Raw genomic sequence first — 23345 nt, 5'->3', positions numbered from 1 at the left:
GTGAACCTGGATAGAAAGGGCGGAAAATGACGATGGAGAGATTGAAAGGCCTTCCGGTGAATGACGGATTTTATATGCCGGGGGAATTTGAGCCTCATAAGGGCTGTATCATGATCTGGCCCAAGCGGCCCGGTTCCTGGCCCTTTGGGGCTAAGGAGGCCAGAAAGGCGTTTGTGCGGATTGCAGAGGCCATTGCAGACAGCGAATCCGTGATCATGCTGGCAGAACCTGATGTTTTGGAAAATGCCAGGGAAATGCTTTCTGAGCGGATTGAAGTGGTGGAGATGGAATCGGACGATGCCTGGGCCAGGGATGTGGGTCCTACCTTTGTGGTGAACGGCCACGGAGAGGTCCGGGGAATTGACTGGCAGTTTAACGCATGGGGCGGAACCGCAGACGGACTGTATCAGGAATGGGATAAGGATGATCTGGTTGCCGGGCGGTTTTGTGAACGGTTCGGATATCCGGTTTACGATGCCGGGCATTTTGTTCTGGAGGGCGGTTCCATTCATTCTGACGGAGAGGGAACTTTGCTGGTGACGGAAGCCTGTCTGTTAAGCCCTGGGAGAAATCCTTCTCTTACCAAAACTCAGATTGAAGAGCAGTTAAAGGCTTATCTGGGGGCTAAAAAGGTCATCTGGCTGAAATACGGAATTTATCAGGATGAAACGAATGAACATGTGGACAATGTATGCGCTTTTGTCCGCCCCGGTGAGGTGGTGCTGGCCTGGACAGACGATGAGAATGATCCTCAGTATGAAATGTCCCTGGCAGACTTAAAGCTTCTGGAAGAGGAAACGGACGCAGCAGGACGGCATTTTAAAATCCATAAGCTTCCCATCCCAAAGAATCCGGTTTGTATCAGGCAAGAAGAGCTTTCCGGCTTTGTTTTTGAGGCGGGAGAGGATGAAAGGGAAGCGGGAGAGCGCCTGGCCGCCAGTTATGTGAATTTTTATATATCCAATGGAGGAGTGATTGTTCCTCAGTTTGGAGATGAGCATGACGGGGAGGCGGTGCGGATACTTAAAGAATGCTTTCCTGAGCGGAACATTTATCCGGTCTATGCAAGGGATATTATTGTTGGAGGCGGCAATATTCACTGCATTACGCAGCAGATTCCGTTATAGCCCCGCCATGCCATTCATAATTTGGCGTATATAACAGTTTCTTGAATGGAAGCTATGTGTAACGCCAAATTATTCATGTCGGGCGTTCGCCCTATAGAAACATTTGTACCATTTGTGCTTAGTGAGCAAGCTCCCACGCACAAATTGCACAAATGTTTCTGCATGGCTAGACTGTAACGCAAATTCCAAAAGGAGAAATTCAGTGAGAAAAGTGACAGTGGCGGCAGTTCAGATGAAGTGCTGTGAAGATATCAGTAAGAACATTGCAAACGCGGAACGGCTGGTTCGGCAGGCAGCGGAAGAGGGGGCCAATGTGATCCTCCTTCCCGAACTGTTTGAACGCCCTTATTTTTGCCAGGAGAGAAGGTATGAATACTATCCCTTTGCAAAGACGGCGGAGGAAAACGACGCAGTGAATCATTTTGCAGGAATCGCTAAAGAGCTTTCCGTGGTTCTTCCCATCAGTTTTTATGAGCAGTCGGGAAACACCATGTTCAACTCGGTGGCAGTTCTGGACGCAGACGGAAGGAATCTTGGGATATACAGAAAGACCCATATTCCCGATGACCATTACTACCAGGAGAAATTTTATTTCACCCCCGGAGACACGGGCTTTCAGGTGTTTGACACCTCATATGGAAAAATAGGAATCGGCATATGCTGGGACCAGTGGTTTCCTGAGACGGCCCGGTGCCTTGCCTTAAAGGGGGCAGAGCTGATTTTGTACCCAACAGCCATTGGAAGTGAACCGATCCTGGAATGTGACAGCATGGAGCACTGGAGGCGCTGTATGCAGGGCCATTCTGCTTCCAATATCGTTCCGGTGGCAGCGGCCAACCGGGTGGGAGAGGAAGCCGTCACCGCCTGCCCGGAAAACGGGAATCAGAGTTCTTCTTTGAAATTTTACGGTTCTTCCTTTATTACGGATGGCACCGGGGCTATGGTCCGGTCCATGGACAGGGAGGAAGAAGGGGTCATACTGGCTTCCTTTGACTTAGATGAAATCTTCGCAGAACGGAGAAACTGGGGTCTGTTCCGGGACCGCAGACCGGAGATGTACGGGGAAATTACAGGAAGGTCCTGACCCCACTTTTTTGTGCAAGGAAAGTTGCGATCATTCTGCTGAAACAGTCTATAATGAGGTTATCAAAGACGGATGGGGGAGGGCCTGATGGATTGGCTGGAGAAAATGAACGGGGCACTGAACTACGTGGAAGACAATTTAACCGGAGAAATTCATCTGGAAGAAGCGGCAAAACGGGCCTGCTGTTCCAGCTTTAATTTCCAGCGGATGTTTTCCTTTATGGCTGACGTATCCTTAGCGGACTACATCAGAAGGAGGCGCTTGTCCCTGGCGGCCATGGAGCTTTTGACCACAGAGGCAAAGGTCATTGATGTTGCCATGAAGTACGGCTACGAGTCGCCTGTTTCCTTTGCCAGGGCATTTTGCGCCGTACACGGTGTGAATCCCAGCGAGGTGAGGACTCCGGGAGTGAAGATAAAGGCTTATCCCCGCATCTCATTTGAAATAACCATTAAAGGAGTAGAGGCGATGAATTACTGTGTAAAAGAGCTGGGAGAGTTTCGGCTGGTGGGTTTTAAGGAAAGAATGCCCATGGAAAACGGGGAGAATTTCAAGAGGATTCCACAGCTTTGGTGTGAGATGGGCAGCCAGGGCAAGCTTGAAGAAATGATGAAATACAATGACCGGGAAGACTTGTCCTGTATGGGCATTTGTGCCAATATGGACGAAAAGGAATTTGATTATTACATTGCAACCGGATCAGGAAAAGAAATACCGGAAGACATGGAGGAAATTCTCATACCGGCAGGAACCTACGCCATATTTGAATGCATAGGCCGAATGCCGGAGGGCCAGCAGAACGTATGGAAGAGGATATTCACAGAATGGTTTCCATTGTCCGGCTATGAGATGGCTGACGGCCCTCAACTGGAATGGTATTCCCAGGAAGATACGGATTCAGACGATTACAAAAGTGAAATCTGGATTCCGGTGCGTAAAAAGGCATAAATCTTTCTCATAAAGCCCCTGTCATGCCCATATAAATAGTACCAATCAATCAGTTTGGGAGTGTGGTATGAGAAGACTGTTTATGAAACAATGGCTGATTTTATTCGGCCTGGCCGTGCTGGTGCTGACAGGGGCTTTGCTGGGCGGCTGTATTTTTAACAAGGATAAAGGCGGCAAGGTGCGTGACCTGGAATTTTCAGTGGTTGCCGAAGGGGATATTCCTCAGGAGCTTAAGCAGATCATTGGGGAGAAAAAGCAGTCCCCGTTTAAGCTGACCTTCAGCGATGATCAGAATCTTTACATAGTGGCCGGGTATGGACGTCAGCCCAGCGGAGGCTACAGCATTGCTGTCAATGAACTGTATCTGACCGATAATTCCATTGTTCTGAATACGGAACTGATGGGACCGGGAAAGGGAGAAAATGTGGGAACGGAAGCCTCTTATCCCTTTATCGTCATCAAAACAGAGATGTCGGAGCTTCCGGTGGTATTTCAGTAGGCGAGTTGAATCAGGCGGCCGTTCTGCACACTTAGAAGGAGCAGGGCGGCTGTTTTTGTGAGGAAATAGGGTTTTGTGCAAATTCTCCTTTTTTCTTATTCTGCCATATGATATACTAACTCAAACAGGAGTCAGGACAAAAGGAGAGGATCGTTATGATATTAAAGGATATATGGCTCGATGTGAAGGCAGTAAAGGAGAGAGACCCTGCGGCCAGAAATGCTCTTGAAGTGCTTTTGCTTTACCAGGGGATTCATGCGCTGATCTGGCACCGCTTTGCACACTGGTTTTACCAGCATAAATTATTTTTTATTGCGAGGATGATTTCCCAGCTTGCAAGGTTCTTCACGCTGATCGAAATCCATCCCGGCGCACAGCTTGGACACGGGATTCTCATTGACCACGGATGCGGCGTGGTCATCGGTGAGACTGCCGTAGTGGGAGACAACTGCACTATTTACCAGGGAGTGACTCTGGGAGGCGTGGGATTAAATAAAGGAAAGCGTCACCCCACCCTGGGCAGCAATGTGACCGTGGGTGCGGGAGCTAAGATTTTAGGCTCTTTTGACGTAGGGGATAACTGTACCATAGCTGCCAATGCCGTGCTTTTAAAGCCTCTTGAAAACAATGTGACCGCGGTGGGAATTCCCGCCCGCCCCATTAAGATCGGCGGAGTGCCAATCCCCCAGGAGGGAACCGGCGTGGTGTCTGCCGAGGAATACAGGAAGCTGGAAGGGCGGATGAAGGAGCTGGAAGAACAGATTTTAAAGCTTCAAAAGGCTCTGGAAACAGAGGAAAAAGAAGAGGAAAAACCGTAAGGACAGGATATGTCCGGAATGATAACAAAAAAAGTATATTGAAACATGCACCTGCATAAACTTTCTTAAAGGAATAAAGAAGGTAAGGCAGGTGCTTTTTTATGTTGGAGCTGGTGAAGAAAAACATACATATGAATCGTTGGAAAGGATATGCCACATCACAGATCACTCTGGATGATGATTTTATTGTGCCGGACACCATGGATGATGTGGAGCAGATTATTTTAAGTTCTGGTGAGATCGTCATTGATTCTGTAAAAAGCCAGGCAGAGCGGGTGGTGGCCAGGGGCAAGCTGGAGTTCATCATCCTGTACCGGGGAGCAGAAGGCGGCTTACAGACCCTTCCCGGAAGCATTAACTTTGAGGAGCCGGTCAATGTACCGGGGCTGGAGGAAAAGGATTACGTTCAGCTTCAGTGGGATTTAGAGGATTTGAATGCGGGGCTTATTAACTCCAGGAAACTGAGTGTGAAAGCCATCGTAACCTTGCAGGTCAAGGTGGAGACTGCATACGATGTGGACGCTGCCGTGGATGTGGACACAGGAGTGTCCTCAGGGGATGCCCCCGTGGTGGAAAGCCTCCGCCGCAATGTGGACGTGGCATCCATTGCCCTGCGCCATAAGGATACGTTCCGCATCAAGGACACCATCACTCTTTCCGGAAATAAGCTGAATATTGATCACATCTTATGGAGTGAAATGAGGCTGCGGGGTGTGACCACCAGATGCATGGATGGAAAAATGATATTAGATGGAGAACTCCCTGTTTTCGTCATCTATCAGGGCGAAGGGGAAGGCGTGCCCATTCAGTGGGTGGAGCAGAGCATCCCGTTTTCCGGGGAACTGGATATTCCGGGGGCCTCCGGGGATATGGTTTCTTCCGTTACGGTCCATCTCATCCATAAGGATGTGGAAGCGAAACCGGATTCTGACGGGGAAATGAGAGAAATCGACGTGGATGCCGTTTTAGAGCTGGATATGAAGCTCTATAAGGAAGAAAATATGGAACTGTTAAGCGACCTATATTCCACCAACCGGGAACTGACCCTTCAGACAGGGGAAGCCCGTTTCGACAAAATTCTCATGAAAAATATGAGCAAATGTAAGGTCGCAGAAAAGATCAGCCCGGAACAGGCGGAAAAGATTCTTCAGATCTGCCACAGTGAGGGCGCGGTAAAAATTGATGAGACAGAGGTCCGGGATGACGGACTCCACGTGGAAGGCATTTTAGAGGTGCGGCTGCTTTATCTCACCTCTGACGATACCCAGCCTATTTTGTCCGCAGTGGAGAATATTCCCTTCCACTTTTTAATTGAAGCTCCCGGAATCAACGACAGCACGGTCACCCAGTTAAATCCGGGCCTGGAGCAGCTCAGTGCTGTCATGCTGGGAGGCGGAAGTGTGGAAGTCAAGGCCACCATTTCCCTGGATTTGCTGGCTCTCCAGCCGGTCTTTGTGCAGATTATCACAGGCGCTTCTGAGGCTCCGGTGGATTTAAACAATTTACAGAGACTTCCGGGAATCGTGGGATATATCGTTCAGCAGGATGACTCTTTATGGAAAATTGCCAAAAAGTTCCACACCACCATTGATACGGTCATGGCGACCAATGGGATGACGGAAAAATCCGTGAAGCCGGGAGACCGCCTGATTCTTGTAAAAGAGCTGTCATAGACATAATTTTTTATCTTAATTCATAAAACGCCAGGCAGACAGGTAACTTTTGCCTGGCGTTGCCATGGTCTTTTTTCTGAATGATTTTTAAAAAACAGGGAAAGATAAAGATTGCTATTCACATACCAGCTTGTCCTGTTATATAATATATTATGAAAATAAAACGCTGATTAACGAGCTATTTTCGTAATCGGATGGACGGCGCCAAAACGCATCCAGCTGGTGCTTTAAAATAGATGACAGGATACCCTGGACGGTAGTGACGTGATTGCAAGGCGTTATTACCGTTTACATAGCACGGATTTCCTGTACCGGGAGAGAAAGAGTGAATTATACTTATATTTTAAAATGCGCAGATAACACCTTATACTGCGGCTGGACAAACCATTTGGAAAAGCGTCTGGAGGCTCACAACCAGGGAAAAGGGGCCAAGTACACCAGGGGCCGCAGGCCGGTGGAGCTGGCCTATTATGAAGCGTTTTCCACAAAGGAAGAGGCCATGAGCCGGGAATGGGCCATCAAAAGGCTTTCCAAGGAGGACAAGCTGAAGCTGATCAATGGATGAGAAAACCGCCGCCCCTTTGCTTAAAAAGGAACGGCGGCTTTTCGCGGTTTCTAAGCCACAAAGCGGTACATAAGAATATAGTGGCACAAGCTGCCTCCCATGACAAAGAGGTGGAAAATCTCGTGGTTTCCAAGCCTGCTGCGTCCGTTTTGAAAGATGGGAAGCTTTAAGGCGTAAATCACGCCTCCTATGGTGTAAATGATTCCTCCGGCCAGCAGCCATATAAAGGCAGCAGGAGGAAGGGCTTTTGTAATTTTGCTGAATGCCAGCATGCAGACCCAGCCCATGGCGATGTAGATCGTAGAAGAAAACCATCTGGGGCACATGACGAAGTAGGCTTTTATGATGATTCCTGTTATGGCAATGCCCCATACTAAAGCCAAAAGGCCCCAGCCGGTGCGGTCTCCCAGAACCACCATGCATATGGGAGTGTAGGTTCCTGCTATGAGAATGAAAATCATCATGTGATCAATTTTTTTCAGCAATTTATTCACCTTCGGGGAAATATCCAGGGTGTGATACGTGGTGCTGGCTGCATAGAGCAGAACCATGCTGACTATGAATATGACTAAAGCAGCAAAATGAAGTGTTCCTGCGGATGCGGCCTTAATTAACAGCGGAGTGGCCGCAATAAGGGCCAGCAGCATGGCAATAAAGTGAGTGAGTGCGCTGATGGGATCTTTGACTTTTACATTCATATAGGTTGCCTCCTTTTAATACAATGAAATTATATAATGTAGTATTGAATACTATGTGTAATCTTTTTCTATACTATACACTTGCAAAAGAAAAAATGCAACTGTTTTTTTAAAAACAGGAAAGGAATGATAATTTATGAGCATTAACATATTATACGAGGATGAAGAAATACTGGTTGTGGAGAAACCGGCGGGGATAGAATCCCAGTCTGCCAGGTCTTTTGAGCCTGACATGGTCAGCGAGGTGAAGAGACATATCCACACCTTATCCCCAAAGTCAGCCCCTCCATATGTGGGAGTTATCCACAGGCTGGACAAACCCGTGGGCGGTGTCATGGTCTACGGAAAGACGAAGCGGGCTGCCGATGTTCTCAGCAGGCAGGTTTCAGGCCATGAGATGGAAAAGGTATACATGGCCGTCGTCTGTGGAAAACCGGTGGAAAACTCCGGAACCTACGTGGATTATTTGTGGAAAGACGGGAAAAATAATTGTTCTGAAATTGTGGATAAGGGGATAAAAGATGGAAAAACTGCCGAGCTTTCCTTCCGGGTTGTGGACAGCCGGAAAAATGGGGAAGAGGAATACAGCCTTCTGGAAATCACGCTAAAGACCGGACGCCATCACCAGATTCGGGTGCAGATGGCGGGACACGGCACTCCGCTTTGGGGTGACAGAAAGTATAACCCCGGTTTTCAGGAAGGGCCTGTCAGAGGAAATGTGGCCTTATTTGCCCGCAGCCTGACATTTTCCCACCCGGTCACAAAAAAGAAAATGAAGTATGAGATCGAGCCAAAGGGAGAGGGCTTTGCAATGTTTTATTCTTTGGCGTCAAAATAAAACAGGAATTTTTTACTAAGAGAACTTCGCATATTTTTTTCAGAGAGGCTCATACTAGAAAATGTACAAAAGAAGTACAAATCAGAAACAGGTGAGTCCATGGAGAAGCCCAGCAGGAAACTGAAGAAAACATTATTAATATTGGGAGTTACGGGGGCAGTGTATATCAGCTTTAAATATCTGCTGCCCCTGGTGATTCCCTTTTTGATTGCATACGTATTCGCCCTTTCCCTCCGCCCCTCTGCTCTTTGGGTGGAACAAAGGTGCCGTTTTACCATAAAAGGAAGAACCGTTATTCTGCCTCTGGCAGTCATCGGCGGGGTGGAAATTGTCATACTGATGATCATTCTTGGAATCCTCCTCTATGTGGGAGGGAGAAAGCTGTGCATGGAAGCCCAGCTTTTGCTGGAAAACCTTCCAGAAATTTTCGCCGGACTGGACCGGTGGCTTATGGAGCACTGCTCCTGGGCGGAAGGGCTTTTAAAGCTGCCGGACGGCTACATGGTAAATATTGTGAGAGAGATGATCTCAAACGGAGAAACGGCCATAAAGGACGGGGCCATGCCCTTTCTCATGGTAAATACCATGACCATAGTGAAGTGGATGGTCCGTGTCACGGTAATAACTGTAATTCTCTTCATCGCCACAGTGCTGTCCTTGCAGGAAATGGATGACATCCGGGTGAGGCGGGACAATTCCATGTTCTGCTACGAATATGCCATGCTGGGAAACCGGCTTATGACCGTAGGAAATGCCTGGTTAAAGACCCAGGGCACAATTATGATGTTTACGATGATCGTCTGTTCCGTGGGGTTATTCCTCATGGGAAATCCGTATTTTATTTTGCTGGGAATCGCAATCGGGATTTTAGATGCCCTGCCTATTTTCGGAACGGGTGCTGTTTTGATCCCATGGGCCATATTTTCCCTGGTAAGCCATGACTGGGTCCGGGGAATCGGTCTGATTGCCATTTTCATCATCTGCTACTTTTTGAGGGAAATCATGGAGGCCAAGATCATGGGGGGAAAGGTGGGACTGACGCCTTTGGAAACTCTTGTCTCCATGTATACGGGACTCCAGCTATTTGGGCTTTTGGGATTTATACTGGGGCCCATCGGGCTTTTGATTATTGAGGATATTGTGGAGTTGTATGGGGGATCGTGTTATAATAGCGGGAAAGAAATGGGGCAGTGACGTTTAAACCTGCCCCGCCCGGATTAAGCGGAGGCTGCCGGGGAGGACTGTCCGGGGAATTTCCTGATCCGGTTATGGAGACAGCGCTGGCGGCTTTTGAGGCTCTTATAAAATGAGCTTGCCAGCCCCTTGACAAATATTTGCAAATAACGTAGAATCAACCATACAGTCACAATTATCATACCGGTAAAATGGCGTTGAAGAGAGCTAGTAAGTGATGATGTATCCCAGAGAGAAGGCCGTATGCTGAAAGGCCTTTATACCCCTCATGACCCAACCTGTCTCGGAGTCCCGCAGCAAACTGCGGCGTAAGTCCTGCGTTAAAGGAAACAAAGTGAGTCATGGGCTTTCCATGGCTAAATTGGGTGGCACCGCCGAGCTGTTCGGTCCCTTTTATGGGAACGGATGGCTTTTTTGATTTCAAAAAAGAGAGGAGAATTGTCATGTCAAAGGACAAAAAATTAGTAGAAGCCATTACATCCATGGATGTGGACTTCGCACAGTGGTACACAGATGTGGTAAAGAAAGCAGAATTGATCGATTACACCAGCGTAAAGGGCTGTATGGCTATTAAGCCGGCCGGTTACGCCATTTGGGAAAATATTCAGAGTGAGCTTGACAGAAGATTTAAAGAAACAGGGGTTGAAAACGTTTACATGCCCATGTTCATTCCCGAAAGCCTCCTTGAAAAGGAAAAAGACCACGTAGAGGGCTTTGCGCCGGAAGTCGCATGGGTGACTCATGGCGGTTTAGAGCCGTTACAGGAAAGGCTTTGTGTCAGACCGACCTCAGAGACCTTATTCTGCGATTACTATTCCAGAAACATCCAGTCCTACCGTGACCTTCCAAAGAACTATAACCAGTGGTGTTCTGTTGTGCGCTGGGAAAAGACCACCAGACCGTTTCTGCGTTCCAGGGAATTCTTATGGCAGGAAGGCCATACAGCCCACGCAACGGCTGAGGAAGCTCAGGAGAGAACCGAGCAGATGCTCAACGTATACGCTGATTTCTGCGAAGAGATTCTGGCAATGCCTGTGGTACGGGGACAGAAAACCGACAAGGAAAAATTTGCAGGAGCAGAGGCTACGTATACCATCGAAGCCCTGATGCATGACGGCAAGGCCCTGCAGTCAGGAACGAGCCATAACTTTGGAGACGGCTTTGCAAAGGCATTTGAAATCCAGTATTCCGATAAAGAAAATAAGCTCCAGTACGTGCACCAGACCTCATGGGGTATGACCACCAGACTGATCGGTGCTATCATCATGGTTCACGGAGATGACAGCGGCCTCGTGCTTCCTCCCAGAATCGCACCGGTTCAGGTCCTCATCGTGCCGATTCAGCAGAAAAAGGAAGGCGTTCTCGACAAAGCCTTTGAATTAAAAGATGTTCTTTCTAATTATAAGGTAAAAGTAGATGATTCCGATAAGAGCCCCGGCTGGAAATTCAGTGAGTCTGAGATGCGCGGAATTCCGGTTCGTGTGGAAATCGGACCCAGGGACATTGAGGAAAACCAGGCAGTGCTGGTGCGCCGAGATACCCATGAAAAGATCACCGTTTCACTGGATGAGATCAATGAGAAGATGGGAGAGCTTCTTGACACCATTCAAAAAGAGATGCTGGAGCGGGCCCGTCTTCACCGGGAAGAACACACCTATGAGGCTGTTGACAGGGAAACCTTTATTAAGACAGTGGAAGAAAAGCCCGGTTTTGTAAAAGCCATGTGGTGCGGCTGCCAGGACTGCGAAGACGAGATCAAGGAACTGACAGGAGCTACTTCCCGCTGTATGCCATTTAAGCAGGAAAAGCTGGCAGATACATGCGTATGCTGCGGCAAGCCTGCCACAAAGATGGTTTACTGGGGCAGAGCGTATTAATATTTGAGAAACCAAAAGGCCAGGAGGTAGAATGTGGTAAAAATTCAGATTCCAGAAGCAGCAGAAAAGATCATGGAACAACTGAATGCCCACGGATTTGAAGCTTATGCGGTGGGCGGATGCGTCAGGGACAGTCTGCTGGGCCGTGAGCCGGAGGACTGGGATATCACCACCTCAGCAAAGCCGGAACAGGTGAAAGAAATTTTTCCCAGGACAGTGGATACGGGAATCCAGCACGGAACGGTTACGGTGCTCATTGACCGCATGGGATATGAGGTGACCACCTACCGCATTGACGGGGAGTACGAGGATGGACGCCACCCCAGAGAAGTGGAATTTACGGGAAATCTGCTGGAGGATTTAAAGCGCAGGGACTTCACCATCAATGCCATGGCCTACAGCAGCCGGGAAGGGCTGGTGGATGCCTTTGACGGAAGAAAGGACCTGCAACGGGGAGTTGTCCGCTGTGTGGGAAATGCCATGGACCGGTTTAGAGAGGATGCCCTGCGGATTTTAAGGGCCATCCGCTTTTGCGCCCAGCTTGGCTTTGATATGGAACGGGAAACGGAGCAGGCCATTTCGGCCATCGCTCCCAATCTGGCGAAGGTCAGCAAAGAGAGGATACAGGTGGAGCTCACGAAGCTCCTCCTTTCCTCCCACCCGGAGCGCATAACGGATGTATATGAAAACGGCATCGGGCCGTTTATCTCAGACCGGTTTGAACGGGCGGGAAAGAGGCTGGCAGCCATCGGGCCGGTCTGTTTTCTGCCGTCTAAAAAGCACATGCGCTGGGCCGGTTTTCTGCGGATGGAAGATTATGAGGCTGCTGCTGCCATCCTTCGGGATTTAAAGCTGGACAACGAGACCATTGAAGGGGTGAGAACCCTGGTCAGCTTGTGGAAAACAGAAATTCCTGCCCATAAGCCCGCCATCCGCAAGGTGATGAGCGGTTTGAGCGACGAGCTTTTTGACGATCTTCTCTGCTTTCAGGAGGCTTTTTGCAGGGAAGAATACCGGGATCAGTTAAAGGAAGTGAAACAGTATTCTGAGGAGATCAAAAAGGCCGGAGACTGCATCCGCTTAAAGGATATGGCGGTGACCGGACGGGAGCTGATCGAGGCAGGAAGAAAGCCCGGACCAAAGCTGGGAGCCCTGTTAAACAGCCTGTTTGAAGAGGTTTTAAAGTGCCCGGAATGCAATGACAGGGAATACTTAATGGAACTGGCAAAAAAGCTTTAAAATCGTACAAATCTTTCTGCATGTCTGAACTGCAACGCATATTTTTTTACGCCCCTTCATACCCTAGAAGTAGCTGATGAGCTAAGAGTTGGAGGGGTGGTTGTGAACGAAAAATACACAGAGGTGCTTTCGCAGTATGAGCTTGAAATTCTGGATGTGAAGCGCGGCCGGGGCGCCTGGCTGTGTGAGACCAATCAGGGGCTTAAGCTGCTTCGGGAATATAAAGGCACTTTAAGACGCCTGGAATTTGAAGATCAGGTATTCTTACAAATGAAAGAGAACGGCCGTTTAAATGTGGATCGCTATGTCAGGAATAAGGAAGGAGAACTCCTCTCCAGTGCCGATGATGGAACCCGTTGGATTGTAAAGGACTGGTATGCGGACCGGGAATGCAATTTGAAGGACAGCAAGGAAGTGCTGTCCGCCATAGAAAAGATTGCTTTTTTACATAAAATGCTGCGTCAGATCGAATTCAAAGAGGAGTGGAACTTAGGTTCCATTCTGGTACAGCTTCCTTCCGAAGAAATGGAGCGCCACAACCGGGAACTGGTTCGTGCCCGGACTTTTATCAGGAATAAAAGGAAAAAGTCGGAGTTTGAATTATGTGTGATGGGAAACTATGACATATTTTTTGAACAGGCTGCGGAAGCCTGCAAAGGGATGAGACTGTTCTGCCAGCAGTGCGGGGAAGTAGAGGGGTATTTATGCCATGGTGACCTAAACCAGCACCATGTCCTTATGTGCGCCCGCGATGTGGCCATCGTGGAGTTTAACCGCATGCACAGGGGAATCCAGATGGAGGATTTATACCATTTTATGCGCAAGGCCATGGAAAAGCATGACTGGAATTTAAGGCTCGGCATGTCTATGCTGGAGACTTATGCCAAGGTTCTTCCTCTTTCGGAGGGAGATCGGACCTGCCTTTACTACCTGTTCTTATATCCCGAAAAATATTGGAAGCAGATCAACTTTTATTACAATGCCAACAAGGCCTGGATACCGGCCCGGAACATTGAAAAACTGAAGGATTTAGAGGTTCAGCAGCCCATGCGCAATCTTTTCCTGTCGAGAATAAAATAATGGAAATACACTTCCTTTTTACCGTATTTTGATTTATAATATACAATAACAAAAGTGGAGAGAAGGGAGTATTTTGATTATGAAAGAGTACAGGAATATCTACGAAGAATGGCTTTCCAATCCGTATTTTGACGAGGCAACCAAGGAGGAGCTCCGTGCCATTTCAGACGATGATAATGAGATTAAAGAGCGCTTTTATCAGGACCTGGAATTTGGCACCGCCGGTTTAAGGGGAATAATCGGTGCAGGAATCAACCGCATGAATATTTATGTGGTGAGAAAAGCGACTCAGGGCCTTGCAAACTATATTATCAAACAGGGCGGCGCAGATAAGGGCGTAGCCATTGCCTTTGACTCCAGACGCATGTCACCGGAGTTTGCGGAGGAAGCTGCTTTAACCCTGGCTGCAAACGGAATCAAGGCATATAAATTTGAATCCCTGCGTCCGACTCCGGAGCTTTCCTTTGCGGTAAGAGAGCTGGGCTGTATTGCAGGCATTAACATTACAGCCAGCCACAATCCGCCGGAATACAACGGATACAAGGTGTACTGGGAGGATGGCGCTCAGTTCACTCCGCCTCACGACAAGGGAGTGACGGCTGAGGTTATGGCGATTTCCGACATTTCCACAGTTAAGACCGTGAGCGCAGAGGATGCAAAGGCAGCAGGAAAGTATGAGATCATCGGAGCGGAAATTGATGACAAGTACATTGCCAATGTAAAGGCGCAGGTAGTAAATCAGGATGCAATCGATCAGATGCAGGATGGAATTAAAGTAGTCTATACCCCTCTTCACGGTACAGGCAATCTTCCTGTCAGAAGGGCATTAAAAGAAATCGGCTTTACCCATGTGTACGTGGTTCCGCAGCAGGAGCTGCCTGACGGAAATTTCCCAACGGTCAGCTATCCCAATCCTGAGGCAGAGGAGGCCTTTACATTAGGCCTTGCGCTTGCAGAGGAAAAGGATGCTGATCTGGTTCTGGCAACAGACCCGGATGCAGACCGCCTGGGTGTGTATGTAAAGGATGCAAAATCCGGACAGTACATCCCTTTAACCGGCAATATGTCAGGCTCCCTGCTCTGCGAATACGTACTGAGCCAGAAAAAGGAAAACGGAGAGATTCCGGAAGATGGACAAGTTATCAAATCCATTGTAACCACCAATCTGGTGGATGCGGTTGCAAAGGCTTACGGTTGCCAGCTCATTGAGGTATTGACCGGATTCAAATACATAGGCCAGCAGATTTTAAAGGCAGAGGCCACCGGACAGGGAACGTATATGTTCGGTCTGGAAGAAAGCTACGGCTGTCTCATCGGAACGTATGCCCGCGATAAGGATGCCATTTCCGCAACTGTGGCTCTCTGTGAGGCTGCTGCTTATTATAAGACAAAGGGCATGACCTTGTGGGATGCCATGATCGCCATGTATGAGAAATACGGCTATTACAAAGATGCTGTGAAGTCCATTGGCTTAAAGGGCATTGAGGGCCAGCAGAAGATCAAGGAAATCATGGAGACCATGAGAAATGATACTCCGCTGGAGGTAGGCAGCTACAAGGTGCTTTCCGCCAGAGATTATAAGCTGGATACAGTAAAGGATATGAGCGCCGGAGAGGTTGCTCCCACCGGGCTTCCTCAGTCTGATGTGCTTTACTATGACTTATCTGACGGCGCATGGCTGTGTGTCAGACCTTCAGGAACAGAGCCGAAAATCAAGTTTTACTATGGCATCAAGGGCGCTTCCATGGAGGATGCAGATAAAAAGTCTGCGGATCTCGGAGATGCGGTGATGGCTATGGTGGATAAGATGATGGCATAAAGCTGGTAAATGAAATTTATTCATAAAAAAGGAGTGAGTGGCTGAGATGCCATTCACTCCTTTTTCTGTTATGGAAGACTTTTTGCGGTCATGATATAGATTAATTATTCTGATTTTCTGTATTTTCTGGAATGTTCCTTTAATTCCTTCAATGCCTCTCCAAAGAGACGGGAAGAAGCGGAAGGATTTCGCCGCAGAAGCCCTTTGGTGGAAATGGTCAAGCGGGTTGTCAGCTTTTCCCTGGCTTCTGTCAGTGACTGGAGGTGTTCCGCCAGAACCGATTCCTTTAAAGCATCGGCAGTTTCAGCTTTTAAGGAGGCGGCCTTTAAGCGCACCTCAGTACGAATTTCTGCCACCTTATCTGTGGTTTCAGCCTTTAACAGGGCGATCTGGACCTGGGCTTCCTCCAGTTCTGCTTTCAGCTTTGTCATGGATTCCAGCACACGGCCAAGATCCAGGGCCTCTCTTGTGGAATGTATGGCGTCGGCCAGAAACAGGGCGAAGAGGGCAAGGGAAAGAGCGGTGCACAAGGCGGGGCTGATCTGGAAAATCAGCCATTCCACAGGCTTGTGGATGAATTCCGTAAGCATGATGGTGAGAAAACCCCAGGCAAGGGAGCTGGTCAGGCAGATATAGCCATTTAAATTAAGGGGCTTATCGCTGTAGTCCCAGTATTTCATCTTAAACAGCCGTTCCATGACGTAACCGGTCACGTATTCCAATACTGTGGCGCCAATCATGCCCAGGAGAAATACGAGAAATAAGTTATCCTGTACCGGAAGGGTCAGAAAGAGCATGAGAATGGCCCCGCTCCCATACAGGGGTAGAAGAGGAAGGCGGAGAAATCCTCTGTTGATGAAAGCCCCGCTTTTTATAGAAACGTAAGCAGATTCAAAGATCCAGCCAAAAAAGCAATACGAATAAAAAAACATCAGCCATTGATACCATGTATAGACGTACATAAGATGAATCCTTTCTTCTTTTGGCTCTATCATAAATGTTTTTTCAATATTTTGCAACTTGATTCGGCAAAGCAGAAGGAGCCTTGCTTCATGGCGTGAATCTGCCATTTTGCAACGCTCCTTCTATATGATCTGACAGTCTGCACAGGCAGCCGGTCTAATTTGTGGTTTTACTCACCGTCTTCTTCTTTTAAGATGATATTCAGCACAAGCGCTACAATGGTACCTGCTGAAATACCGGAAGAGAACAGGGCGTTTAAAATGCCGGGAAGGTTTGCCACAAGAGCTGGTCTCATGGTAACTCCAAGGCCTACTGCCATAGCAGAAGCGATGATCAGCATGTTGCGGTTGTTAAATTTAACTTGTGAAAGGGACTGAATACCGGATGCGGCTACAGTTCCAAACATTAAGATTCCAGCACCGCCAAGAACCGGAGCAGGCATAATGGAAACGAGGGTTGCCAGTTTTGGGAAAAGGCTCATCATGATCAGCAGTCCGCCTGCAGCAATCGCTACCCTGCGGGAAGCACAGCGTGTAAGTGGGATCAGACCTGCATTCTGGCTGAATGTAGCCACAGGGCCGCTTCCCATGATTGGGGAAATAAGGGAACCGAATCCATCGGCACGTACGCCGTTTGCAATGTCCTCATCAGTGAGCTTTGTATGGGTAACTTCACCGATAACCTGAACAACGCCTACGGTCTCAATTACTGTAACGAGATATCCTGCAATAAAAGGAACTACAAACTTAGGATTAAAGTCGACGCCGTAACGGAATATCTGTGGGAATTCAACCCAGGGAGCATTTACAACCTGGCTGAAATCAACCATTCCAAGGGGAATACATATAACGTAGCCTGCAACGATACCGATCAGAACGGATGCAGTGCTCACCAGGCCCTTTCCATAACGGTTTAACAGGGCGATGATGATAAATACGACAAGAGCAATGGCGATATTGATAGGAGCGCCGTAACCTGGGTCACCGACTTGTCCTCCGCCAATCCAGTCCATAGAAACAGGCATCAGTGTTACACCGATCAGTGTAATTACAGTTCCTGTAACAACCTGAGGGAAAAACTTCATAAGTGGTTTGATGAAGTAGCTTAATATCAGTTCCAGTACAGCACCCAGCATGCTGGCGCCGTAATAGCCGGCCATACCGCCGCCCATGGTGTTAATAATGCTGTAAGCCGGAGCAACAAATCCGAAATCCGTACCCATGATGGTCGGAAGGCCGCTTCCCACCCGGAAAGGCCTTTTGCCGATTCCTCTTGACTGGATTATAGAGCAAACGCCTGAGGCCAGCAAAGCAGCACTTACCAGGTACGCACTGTTTCTGACGTCAAAGCCTGCCATTCCAGCTAAAATGAGGGGAACAGCTACGATGCCTCCGAAGGCTGTTACAATATTCTGGAATCCCAAAAGCAGGGAAACCGATATTGGTGGTTTGTCAGTAAGGGTATACTTTAAATTGTTTTCTTCAGTCCTGGAGGATTCTGTTCCTGCAGGTTCATTTTTTAATGGAGTTTCCATTACATCTTGATTCATTTTACCATTCTCCTTTTGATTGTAAGCATTCCTAAATCCGTAAAAGTGCCGGATCCGCTGATGTCTTGTACCTGAATCCATTTTAAAAAATCAGTTTAATCAGTCTCCCTTCCCCATGGTTTCTTCATAAACAAAATGTACAGAAAGGTACTTTTTTATAATAACATATTAGTGCAGTTTTTCATATTGTTTTTATGAAAAAAATAAAATTTTTTTTTGCTACTTAAAAATTTTATTTAGAGAGGGGATCAGGGGGCAAAACTGCGGCTATATGGTATTTTTGCTTGCTTTAATTCTTCTTGTCGTGTAGAATTATGTTGTTTCGTATTAAGGCGGAAAAGTATTGGATAAAACCGCCAATTATCAATAGAGGAGTTTTTCAATGAGCATTTTAAACGTAGAACATCTGACACATGGATTTGGCGACCGGGCCATTTTTCAGGATGTGTCCTTTCGGCTGTTAAAAGGTGAGCACATCGGGCTGATCGGAGCAAACGGAGAAGGCAAATCCACATTTATGAATATTATTACCGATAAGCTGCAGCCTGATGAGGGGAAAGTGGAATGGGCCAAACGGGTCCGTACCGGTTACCTGGACCAGCATACAGTTTTGGAAAAGGGAATGACCATACGGGACGTGTTAAAAAGCGCCTTTGCTTTCCTGTTTCAGATGGAAGAGCAGATGAATGAGCTCTGCGATGGCATGGGAGAAGCCGATGAGGAGACTCTGGCTGCCATGATGGAGGAGCTGGGAACCATTCAGGACCTTTTGATGGCCCACGATTTTTATATCATTGATTCCAAGGTGGAGGAAGTGGCAAGAGCCCTCGGACTTACGGACATGGGACTTGATAAGGATGTGACGGAGCTGAGCGGAGGCCAGAGGACCAAGGTTTTACTCGGAAAGCTTTTGCTGGAGAAGCCGGACATCCTGCTTCTGGACGAGCCGACCAACTATCTGGATGCCCAGCATATTGAGTGGTTAAAGCGTTACCTTCAGGAATATGAAAATGCCTTTATCCTGATTTCCCACGATATTCCGTTTTTAAACAGCGTTATCAATATCATTTACCACATGGAAAATCAGAGTCTGGACCGTTATGTGGGGGACTATGATAAGTTCCAGGAGGTTCATGCGGTGAAGAAGGCCCAGTTGGAGGCAGCCTATAAGAGGCAGCAGCAGGAAATCGCCGAGCTGGAGGACTTTGTGGCCCGGAATAAGGCCAGGGTTTCCACCAGAAATATGGCCATGTCCAGGCAGAAAAAGCTGGATAAGATGGAAGTGATCGAACTGGCAAAGGATAAACCGAAGCCGGAATTCAATTTTATAGAAGCCCGTGCAGCAGGGAAATGCATTTTTGAAACAAAGGATATGGTCATCGGCTACGACGAACCTCTGTCCAGACCCTTGAACCTGTATATGGAGCGGGGGGAAAAGGTGGTTCTCGTGGGAGCCAACGGAATCGGAAAGACCACACTGTTAAAAAGCATTCTGGGAATGACGCCGTCCCTTGAGGGAGAGGTGGAACTGGGAGATTACTTATCCATCGGATATTTTGAGCAGGAAATGGCTCCCGGCAATACAACCACCTGTATTGAAGAAATCTGGAAGGAGTTCCCCGGCTATACTCAGTATCAGGTGCGGTCAGCATTGGCTAAGTGCGGCCTGACCACCAAGCATATTGAAAGCCAGGTCCGGGTTCTCAGCGGAGGCGAGCAGGCTAAGGTAAGGCTTTGCAAGCTGATCAACCGGGAAACTAATTTACTGCTTCTGGACGAGCCGACCAACCATCTGGATGTGGAGGCAAAGGAAGAGTTAAAGAGGGCGTTAAAAGCGTATAAGGGCAGCATTCTTTTAATCTGCCATGAACCGGAATTTTATGAAGGGGTTGCAACCAGGGTTTTGGATTGTAAGGATTGGGCTCTTCGGTTGTCCTGATAAAGAATAAAAATGAAAACCAGGGTGTCAGCCGCAAAGGCTGAATCCTGGTTTTTATGTCTCACACTGGCTTCTCATCAACCGGATGTCTTCCCTGGTATACGGGTATACCAGACGGAACAGGAAAAAGGAAAACAAATAGTTACATATTATTATATACACAGAAAACTTTTGTTTCTATAATAGATTCTAAGGTGATGGGAAGGGAGATTAAATACAGTGAAGCAGACAGAGAAGTGGTGGAAAAATGCAGTGGTGTATCAGATATATCCCCGCAGCTTTCAAGACAGCAACGGGGATGGAATCGGAGATATCAGGGGAATTATAGACAGGCTGGGATATCTTGAGAATCTGGGGATTGATGCCATTTGGCTGTCTCCGGTTTATCAGTCTCCTCAGGATGATAATGGATACGATATATCCGATTACCGGGATATTGATCCAATGTTTGGCACCCTGGATGATATGGAGCAATTAATACGGGAAGCAAAAAGACGCAATATCCGGATTATTATGGACCTGGTATTAAACCATACCTCCGATGAACACCGGTGGTTTCAGGAGGCGAAGAAGGGAAAGGACAACCCATACCACGATTACTATGTATGGAGGGATGGGGAGGAAGATAAGGCACCCAACGATATGAGAGCATGTTTTGGAGGCTCTGCATGGGAGTGGGTTCCGCAACTGAGGCAGTATTATTTTCATCAGTTTTCCGTAAAGCAGCCGGATTTAAACTGGGAAAACCCTAGGGTCCGCCGCGAAATATACGATATGATCCAGTGGTGGATTGACAAAGGAGCAGGCGGGTTCCGGCTGGATGTGATCGATCAGATCGCCAAGGAACCGGATAAGGGAATTACCAACAACGGACCGAGACTCCACGAGTTCATCCGTGAATTGAGCAGGGAGACATTTCAGAATCATGACTTGATTACGGTTGGGGAAGCCTGGGGAGCGGATACGGAACTGGCAAAACTGTACAGCAATCCGGATGACAGCGAGTTTTCCATGGTGTTCCAGTTTGAGCACATCGGTCTGGACCAACAGGAAGGAAAGGGCAAATGGGACCTGGCACCTCTTCCGTTTCTCAAGCTAAAACAGATATTTTGCAAATGGCAGGAACAGCTTCATGGCTGCGGATGGAACAGTCTGTTCTGGAACAACCACGATTTGCCCAGAATTGTTTCACGATGGGGAAATGATGGTCCCTACAGGGTGGAATCCGCCAAAATGCTGGCAACACTGCTTCACGGAATGCAGGGAACACCTTACATATATCAGGGTGAAGAGCTGGGCATGACCAATGTGAAATACGGCATAGAGGATTACAGGGACATTGAAACCCTGAATATATACAAAGAGCGGCTGGAACAGGGATACGCCAAGGAAGACGTAATGGAGTCCATCTATAAAAAAAGCCGTGATAATGCGAGAACTCCCATGCAATGGGAGGACAGCCATCAGGCCGGTTTTACAGAGGGACAGCCCTGGATTAAGATAAATCCCAACTATAAAGAAATTAATGCGAAGAATCAAATGGGAGATATGAATTCCGTATTTGAATATTACAGGCAGTTAATCCGGCTCAGGAAGCAGCATCCTGTGCTGTCGGCTGGAAGATTCCAGATGCTCATGGAAGATGATGAGGAGATTTTTGCCTATACAAGAGAAGATGAGAAAAGCCGTATTCTTGTGGTGTGCAACTTTTTCGAAAGCTTTCGGTCCTGCCCTCTGCAAAAGGAGTGGGATCATATGGAACTGCTGATTCATAACTACCGTCACATAGAGGAACCGGAAATTCTCAGACCCTATGAAGCCAGAATGTATATAGCTGAAAAATAAAGTGTTTCTAAGAAGCAGATGGATATTTTGGAATCTAAACAGCAATGAAAAAGACAGGAGCATGGAATGTATCGTTTAATGATTGCAGACGATGAAGATGACGAGCGCAGAGGGATTCAGTTTCTTCTGCGCAGAAGTGGATTTTCCTTTGAAATTACTGAGGCAGTCAATGGCATGGAGGCCTTGGATATCTTAAAAAATAACCCGGCTGACATCCTTTTTACCGATGTGAAGATGCCATTTTTAGATGGAATTGAGCTGGCCACTGAAGCCAAAAAGCTGTATCCCAATATTCAGATTATTTTCTTCAGCGGGTACGATGATTTTGAATATGTGAAAAGGGCCTTATCCTTGCAGGCAGTTGACTATATTCTAAAACCGGTCAACCCTTCGGAACTGGAGCGGATTATATCCCTGGTTCTGGAACGGATGGAACGGGGAGCAGAAGAGGCAGGGCACAAACACCGTTTTTATAAGAATTATGTGGTATCCAGATTGTTGAATCAGGTTCCTTACCAGACGCTGAACCAGGAATATGAGGAAGAAAGCCTGCGGTTTTTGTCAGATTATAAGAGATTGATTTTGATGGAATTCGAGGAAGACTTTTTTGGAAATGAAGCTGTGGAAATGAAAAAGTTTTTTCATCACTTTAAAGATGTGATTCCATATGACTATGATTTTCTGGATATCACGCCTTCCCAGGGGGTTTTCTTTCTGAAAGAAGGCTGCCCGGATGAATCATATGGGAGAGAACTTGGAAGGCTCCTCCACCTGGAGATAGAAAAAGTGTATGGGAAGCGGTGTTATCTGGCCATAAGTCCTCAGATAGAAGGGCCGGAGGATATCGGGAAGGCCTACGAAAATGCGGAAGAATGTCTGGAAGAGAGGTTTTTCTACCGGGATGTTTATATTTATCCGTTGGATAAAAGAAAGCAGAAAGAGGCCAGGCCGGCATTTAATGACAGCCAGCTTTTGGTTGAAATCGAAAAAGATGTTTCCTGCAGGGATATTTGCAGAGTCAGGAAAGACATGTCAGTTCTGCTGGAACAGTGCAGAAATAACGGCTACCAATCTTATATCTATGTCAGGTTTATATGCTCCAATATTTTAAAAGTCCTGTATGAAGACATGCCTGGAGGCGGACAAAGCCTGTCGGCCATGGTGGAAAAGATTTATTCTTGTGGAAGCTTTGATGAGCTGGAGGCTATTTTGTGGACAGCCGCAGACGATTTAGAAGCACAGGTAAAACCGGAAGAAGACCCTTCCAAACATACCATTGCTTTGGTGGAGCAGTATATCAAAGCGAATTATAAAGAAGGTCTGAGTCTGGATATACTGGCAGAAAAGGTGTATTTGACCCCTCATTATCTCAGCAGTATTTTCATACAGGAAAAGGGAATCGGGATTAACAAATATATAAAAAATGTGAGGATGGAAAAAGCCAGAGAGCTGCTTCTCGGTACAAATATGAAAATCAGCGATATCAGTGAACAGGTGGGATATGCGAATCTTTCCTATTTTTGCAGAAGTTTCAGAAATGAATACGGAATGACACCGGATCAATACAGGAAGTGAGAAAGGGAGTGGACG

Annotated in this window: 19 protein-coding genes; 16 read left to right on the top strand and 3 right to left on the bottom strand. The window is 47.5% G+C overall.

Translation table 11 applies throughout. From position 1 onward, the window contains the following. Positions 1–32: 32 nt before the first annotated feature. The 7 genes from aguA to QM657_RS04825 all read left to right on the top strand — a co-directional run bounded on the left by aguA (position 33) and on the right by QM657_RS04825 (position 6714). Positions 33–1127, top strand: coding sequence for an agmatine deiminase (gene aguA / locus QM657_RS04855; protein WP_415065423.1), 1095 nt, complete (start codon positions 33–35; stop codon positions 1125–1127). Between the two features lie 202 nt (positions 1128–1329). After that, positions 1330–2211, top strand: coding sequence for an N-carbamoylputrescine amidase (aguB, locus tag QM657_RS04850; RefSeq protein WP_415065422.1), 882 nt, complete (start codon positions 1330–1332; stop codon positions 2209–2211). 87 nt (positions 2212–2298) lie between these two features. After that, complete coding sequence (locus QM657_RS04845; protein ID WP_415065421.1) at positions 2299–3159, top strand: AraC family transcriptional regulator; 861 nt, start codon at positions 2299–2301, stop codon at positions 3157–3159. 82 nt (positions 3160–3241) lie between these two features. After that, on the top strand, positions 3242–3658 hold the full coding sequence (locus tag QM657_RS04840) for a protease complex subunit PrcB family protein (protein WP_415065441.1): 417 nt from the start codon (positions 3242–3244) through the stop codon (positions 3656–3658). A gap of 155 nt (positions 3659–3813) precedes the next feature. Beyond that, the gene (gene cysE, locus QM657_RS04835) at positions 3814–4476 is read left to right on the top strand and encodes a serine O-acetyltransferase (RefSeq protein ID WP_415065420.1); all 663 of its coding nucleotides are present in this window, start codon (positions 3814–3816) and stop codon (positions 4474–4476) included. Positions 4477–4577: 101 nt separating this feature from the next. Further along, positions 4578–6149 carry a DUF3794 and LysM peptidoglycan-binding domain-containing protein gene (locus tag QM657_RS04830; RefSeq protein WP_415065419.1) on the top strand — a complete coding sequence of 524 codons (1572 nt, stop codon included), beginning with the start codon at positions 4578–4580 and terminating at the stop codon, positions 6147–6149. Between the two features lie 325 nt (positions 6150–6474). Then, positions 6475–6714 carry a GIY-YIG nuclease family protein gene (locus tag QM657_RS04825; RefSeq protein WP_415065418.1) on the top strand — a complete coding sequence of 80 codons (240 nt, stop codon included), beginning with the start codon at positions 6475–6477 and terminating at the stop codon, positions 6712–6714. Between the two features lie 50 nt (positions 6715–6764). On the opposite strand, the gene trhA is transcribed toward QM657_RS04825, so the two are convergent. Further along, a complete protein-coding gene (trhA, locus tag QM657_RS04820; protein ID WP_415065416.1) occupies positions 6765–7412 on the bottom strand; it encodes a PAQR family membrane homeostasis protein TrhA in 648 nt (215 codons plus the stop codon). A gap of 136 nt (positions 7413–7548) precedes the next feature. Between trhA and QM657_RS04815 the strand changes: the two genes are divergently transcribed. The 6 genes from QM657_RS04815 to QM657_RS04790 all read left to right on the top strand — a co-directional run bounded on the left by QM657_RS04815 (position 7549) and on the right by QM657_RS04790 (position 15459). After that, positions 7549–8250, top strand: coding sequence for an RluA family pseudouridine synthase (locus QM657_RS04815; RefSeq protein WP_415065415.1), 702 nt, complete (start codon positions 7549–7551; stop codon positions 8248–8250). A 99-nt stretch (positions 8251–8349) separates the two neighbouring features. Beyond that, complete coding sequence (locus QM657_RS04810; protein ID WP_415065414.1) at positions 8350–9444, top strand: AI-2E family transporter; 1095 nt, start codon at positions 8350–8352, stop codon at positions 9442–9444. Between the two features lie 443 nt (positions 9445–9887). Beyond that, positions 9888–11321, top strand: a complete 1434-nt coding sequence (gene proS, locus QM657_RS04805; RefSeq protein ID WP_415065413.1) for a proline--tRNA ligase — start codon at positions 9888–9890, stop codon at positions 11319–11321. 33 nt (positions 11322–11354) lie between these two features. Then, positions 11355–12560 (top strand): CCA tRNA nucleotidyltransferase, encoded by a 1206-nt coding sequence (locus QM657_RS04800; protein WP_415065412.1) that lies wholly within the window; start codon positions 11355–11357, stop codon positions 12558–12560. 102 nt (positions 12561–12662) lie between these two features. Continuing rightward, complete coding sequence (locus QM657_RS04795) at positions 12663–13640, top strand: spore coat protein CotS (protein ID WP_415065411.1); 978 nt, start codon at positions 12663–12665, stop codon at positions 13638–13640. A 79-nt stretch (positions 13641–13719) separates the two neighbouring features. Beyond that, positions 13720–15459 (top strand): phospho-sugar mutase, encoded by a 1740-nt coding sequence (locus QM657_RS04790; protein ID WP_415065410.1) that lies wholly within the window; start codon positions 13720–13722, stop codon positions 15457–15459. A 104-nt stretch (positions 15460–15563) separates the two neighbouring features. Here QM657_RS04790 and QM657_RS04785 read toward each other — a convergent pair whose 3' ends face one another. After that, positions 15564–16421, bottom strand: a complete 858-nt coding sequence (locus QM657_RS04785) for a putative ABC transporter permease (RefSeq protein ID WP_415065440.1) — start codon at positions 16419–16421, stop codon at positions 15564–15566. 170 nt (positions 16422–16591) lie between these two features. Beyond that, a complete protein-coding gene (locus QM657_RS04780) occupies positions 16592–17971 on the bottom strand; it encodes a uracil-xanthine permease family protein (RefSeq protein WP_415065409.1) in 1380 nt (459 codons plus the stop codon). A 382-nt stretch (positions 17972–18353) separates the two neighbouring features. Between QM657_RS04780 and QM657_RS04775 the strand changes: the two genes are divergently transcribed. From QM657_RS04775 to QM657_RS04765, 3 genes are all read left to right on the top strand, one after another. Then, on the top strand, positions 18354–19910 hold the full coding sequence (locus QM657_RS04775; RefSeq protein WP_415065408.1) for an ABC-F family ATP-binding cassette domain-containing protein: 1557 nt from the start codon (positions 18354–18356) through the stop codon (positions 19908–19910). Positions 19911–20129: 219 nt separating this feature from the next. Further along, complete coding sequence (locus tag QM657_RS04770; RefSeq protein WP_415065407.1) at positions 20130–21755, top strand: glycoside hydrolase family 13 protein; 1626 nt, start codon at positions 20130–20132, stop codon at positions 21753–21755. 66 nt (positions 21756–21821) lie between these two features. Beyond that, a complete protein-coding gene (locus QM657_RS04765; RefSeq protein ID WP_415065406.1) occupies positions 21822–23330 on the top strand; it encodes a response regulator transcription factor in 1509 nt (502 codons plus the stop codon). Positions 23331–23345: the final 15 nt, after the last annotated feature.

It is taken from the genome of Lacrimispora sp. (assembly GCF_047605665.1).
Lineage (GTDB): Bacteria > Bacillota > Clostridia > Lachnospirales > Lachnospiraceae > Lacrimispora.
The sequence above is the reverse complement of the archived record's forward strand: the minus strand, read 5'-3'. Positions and strand labels throughout refer to the sequence as shown.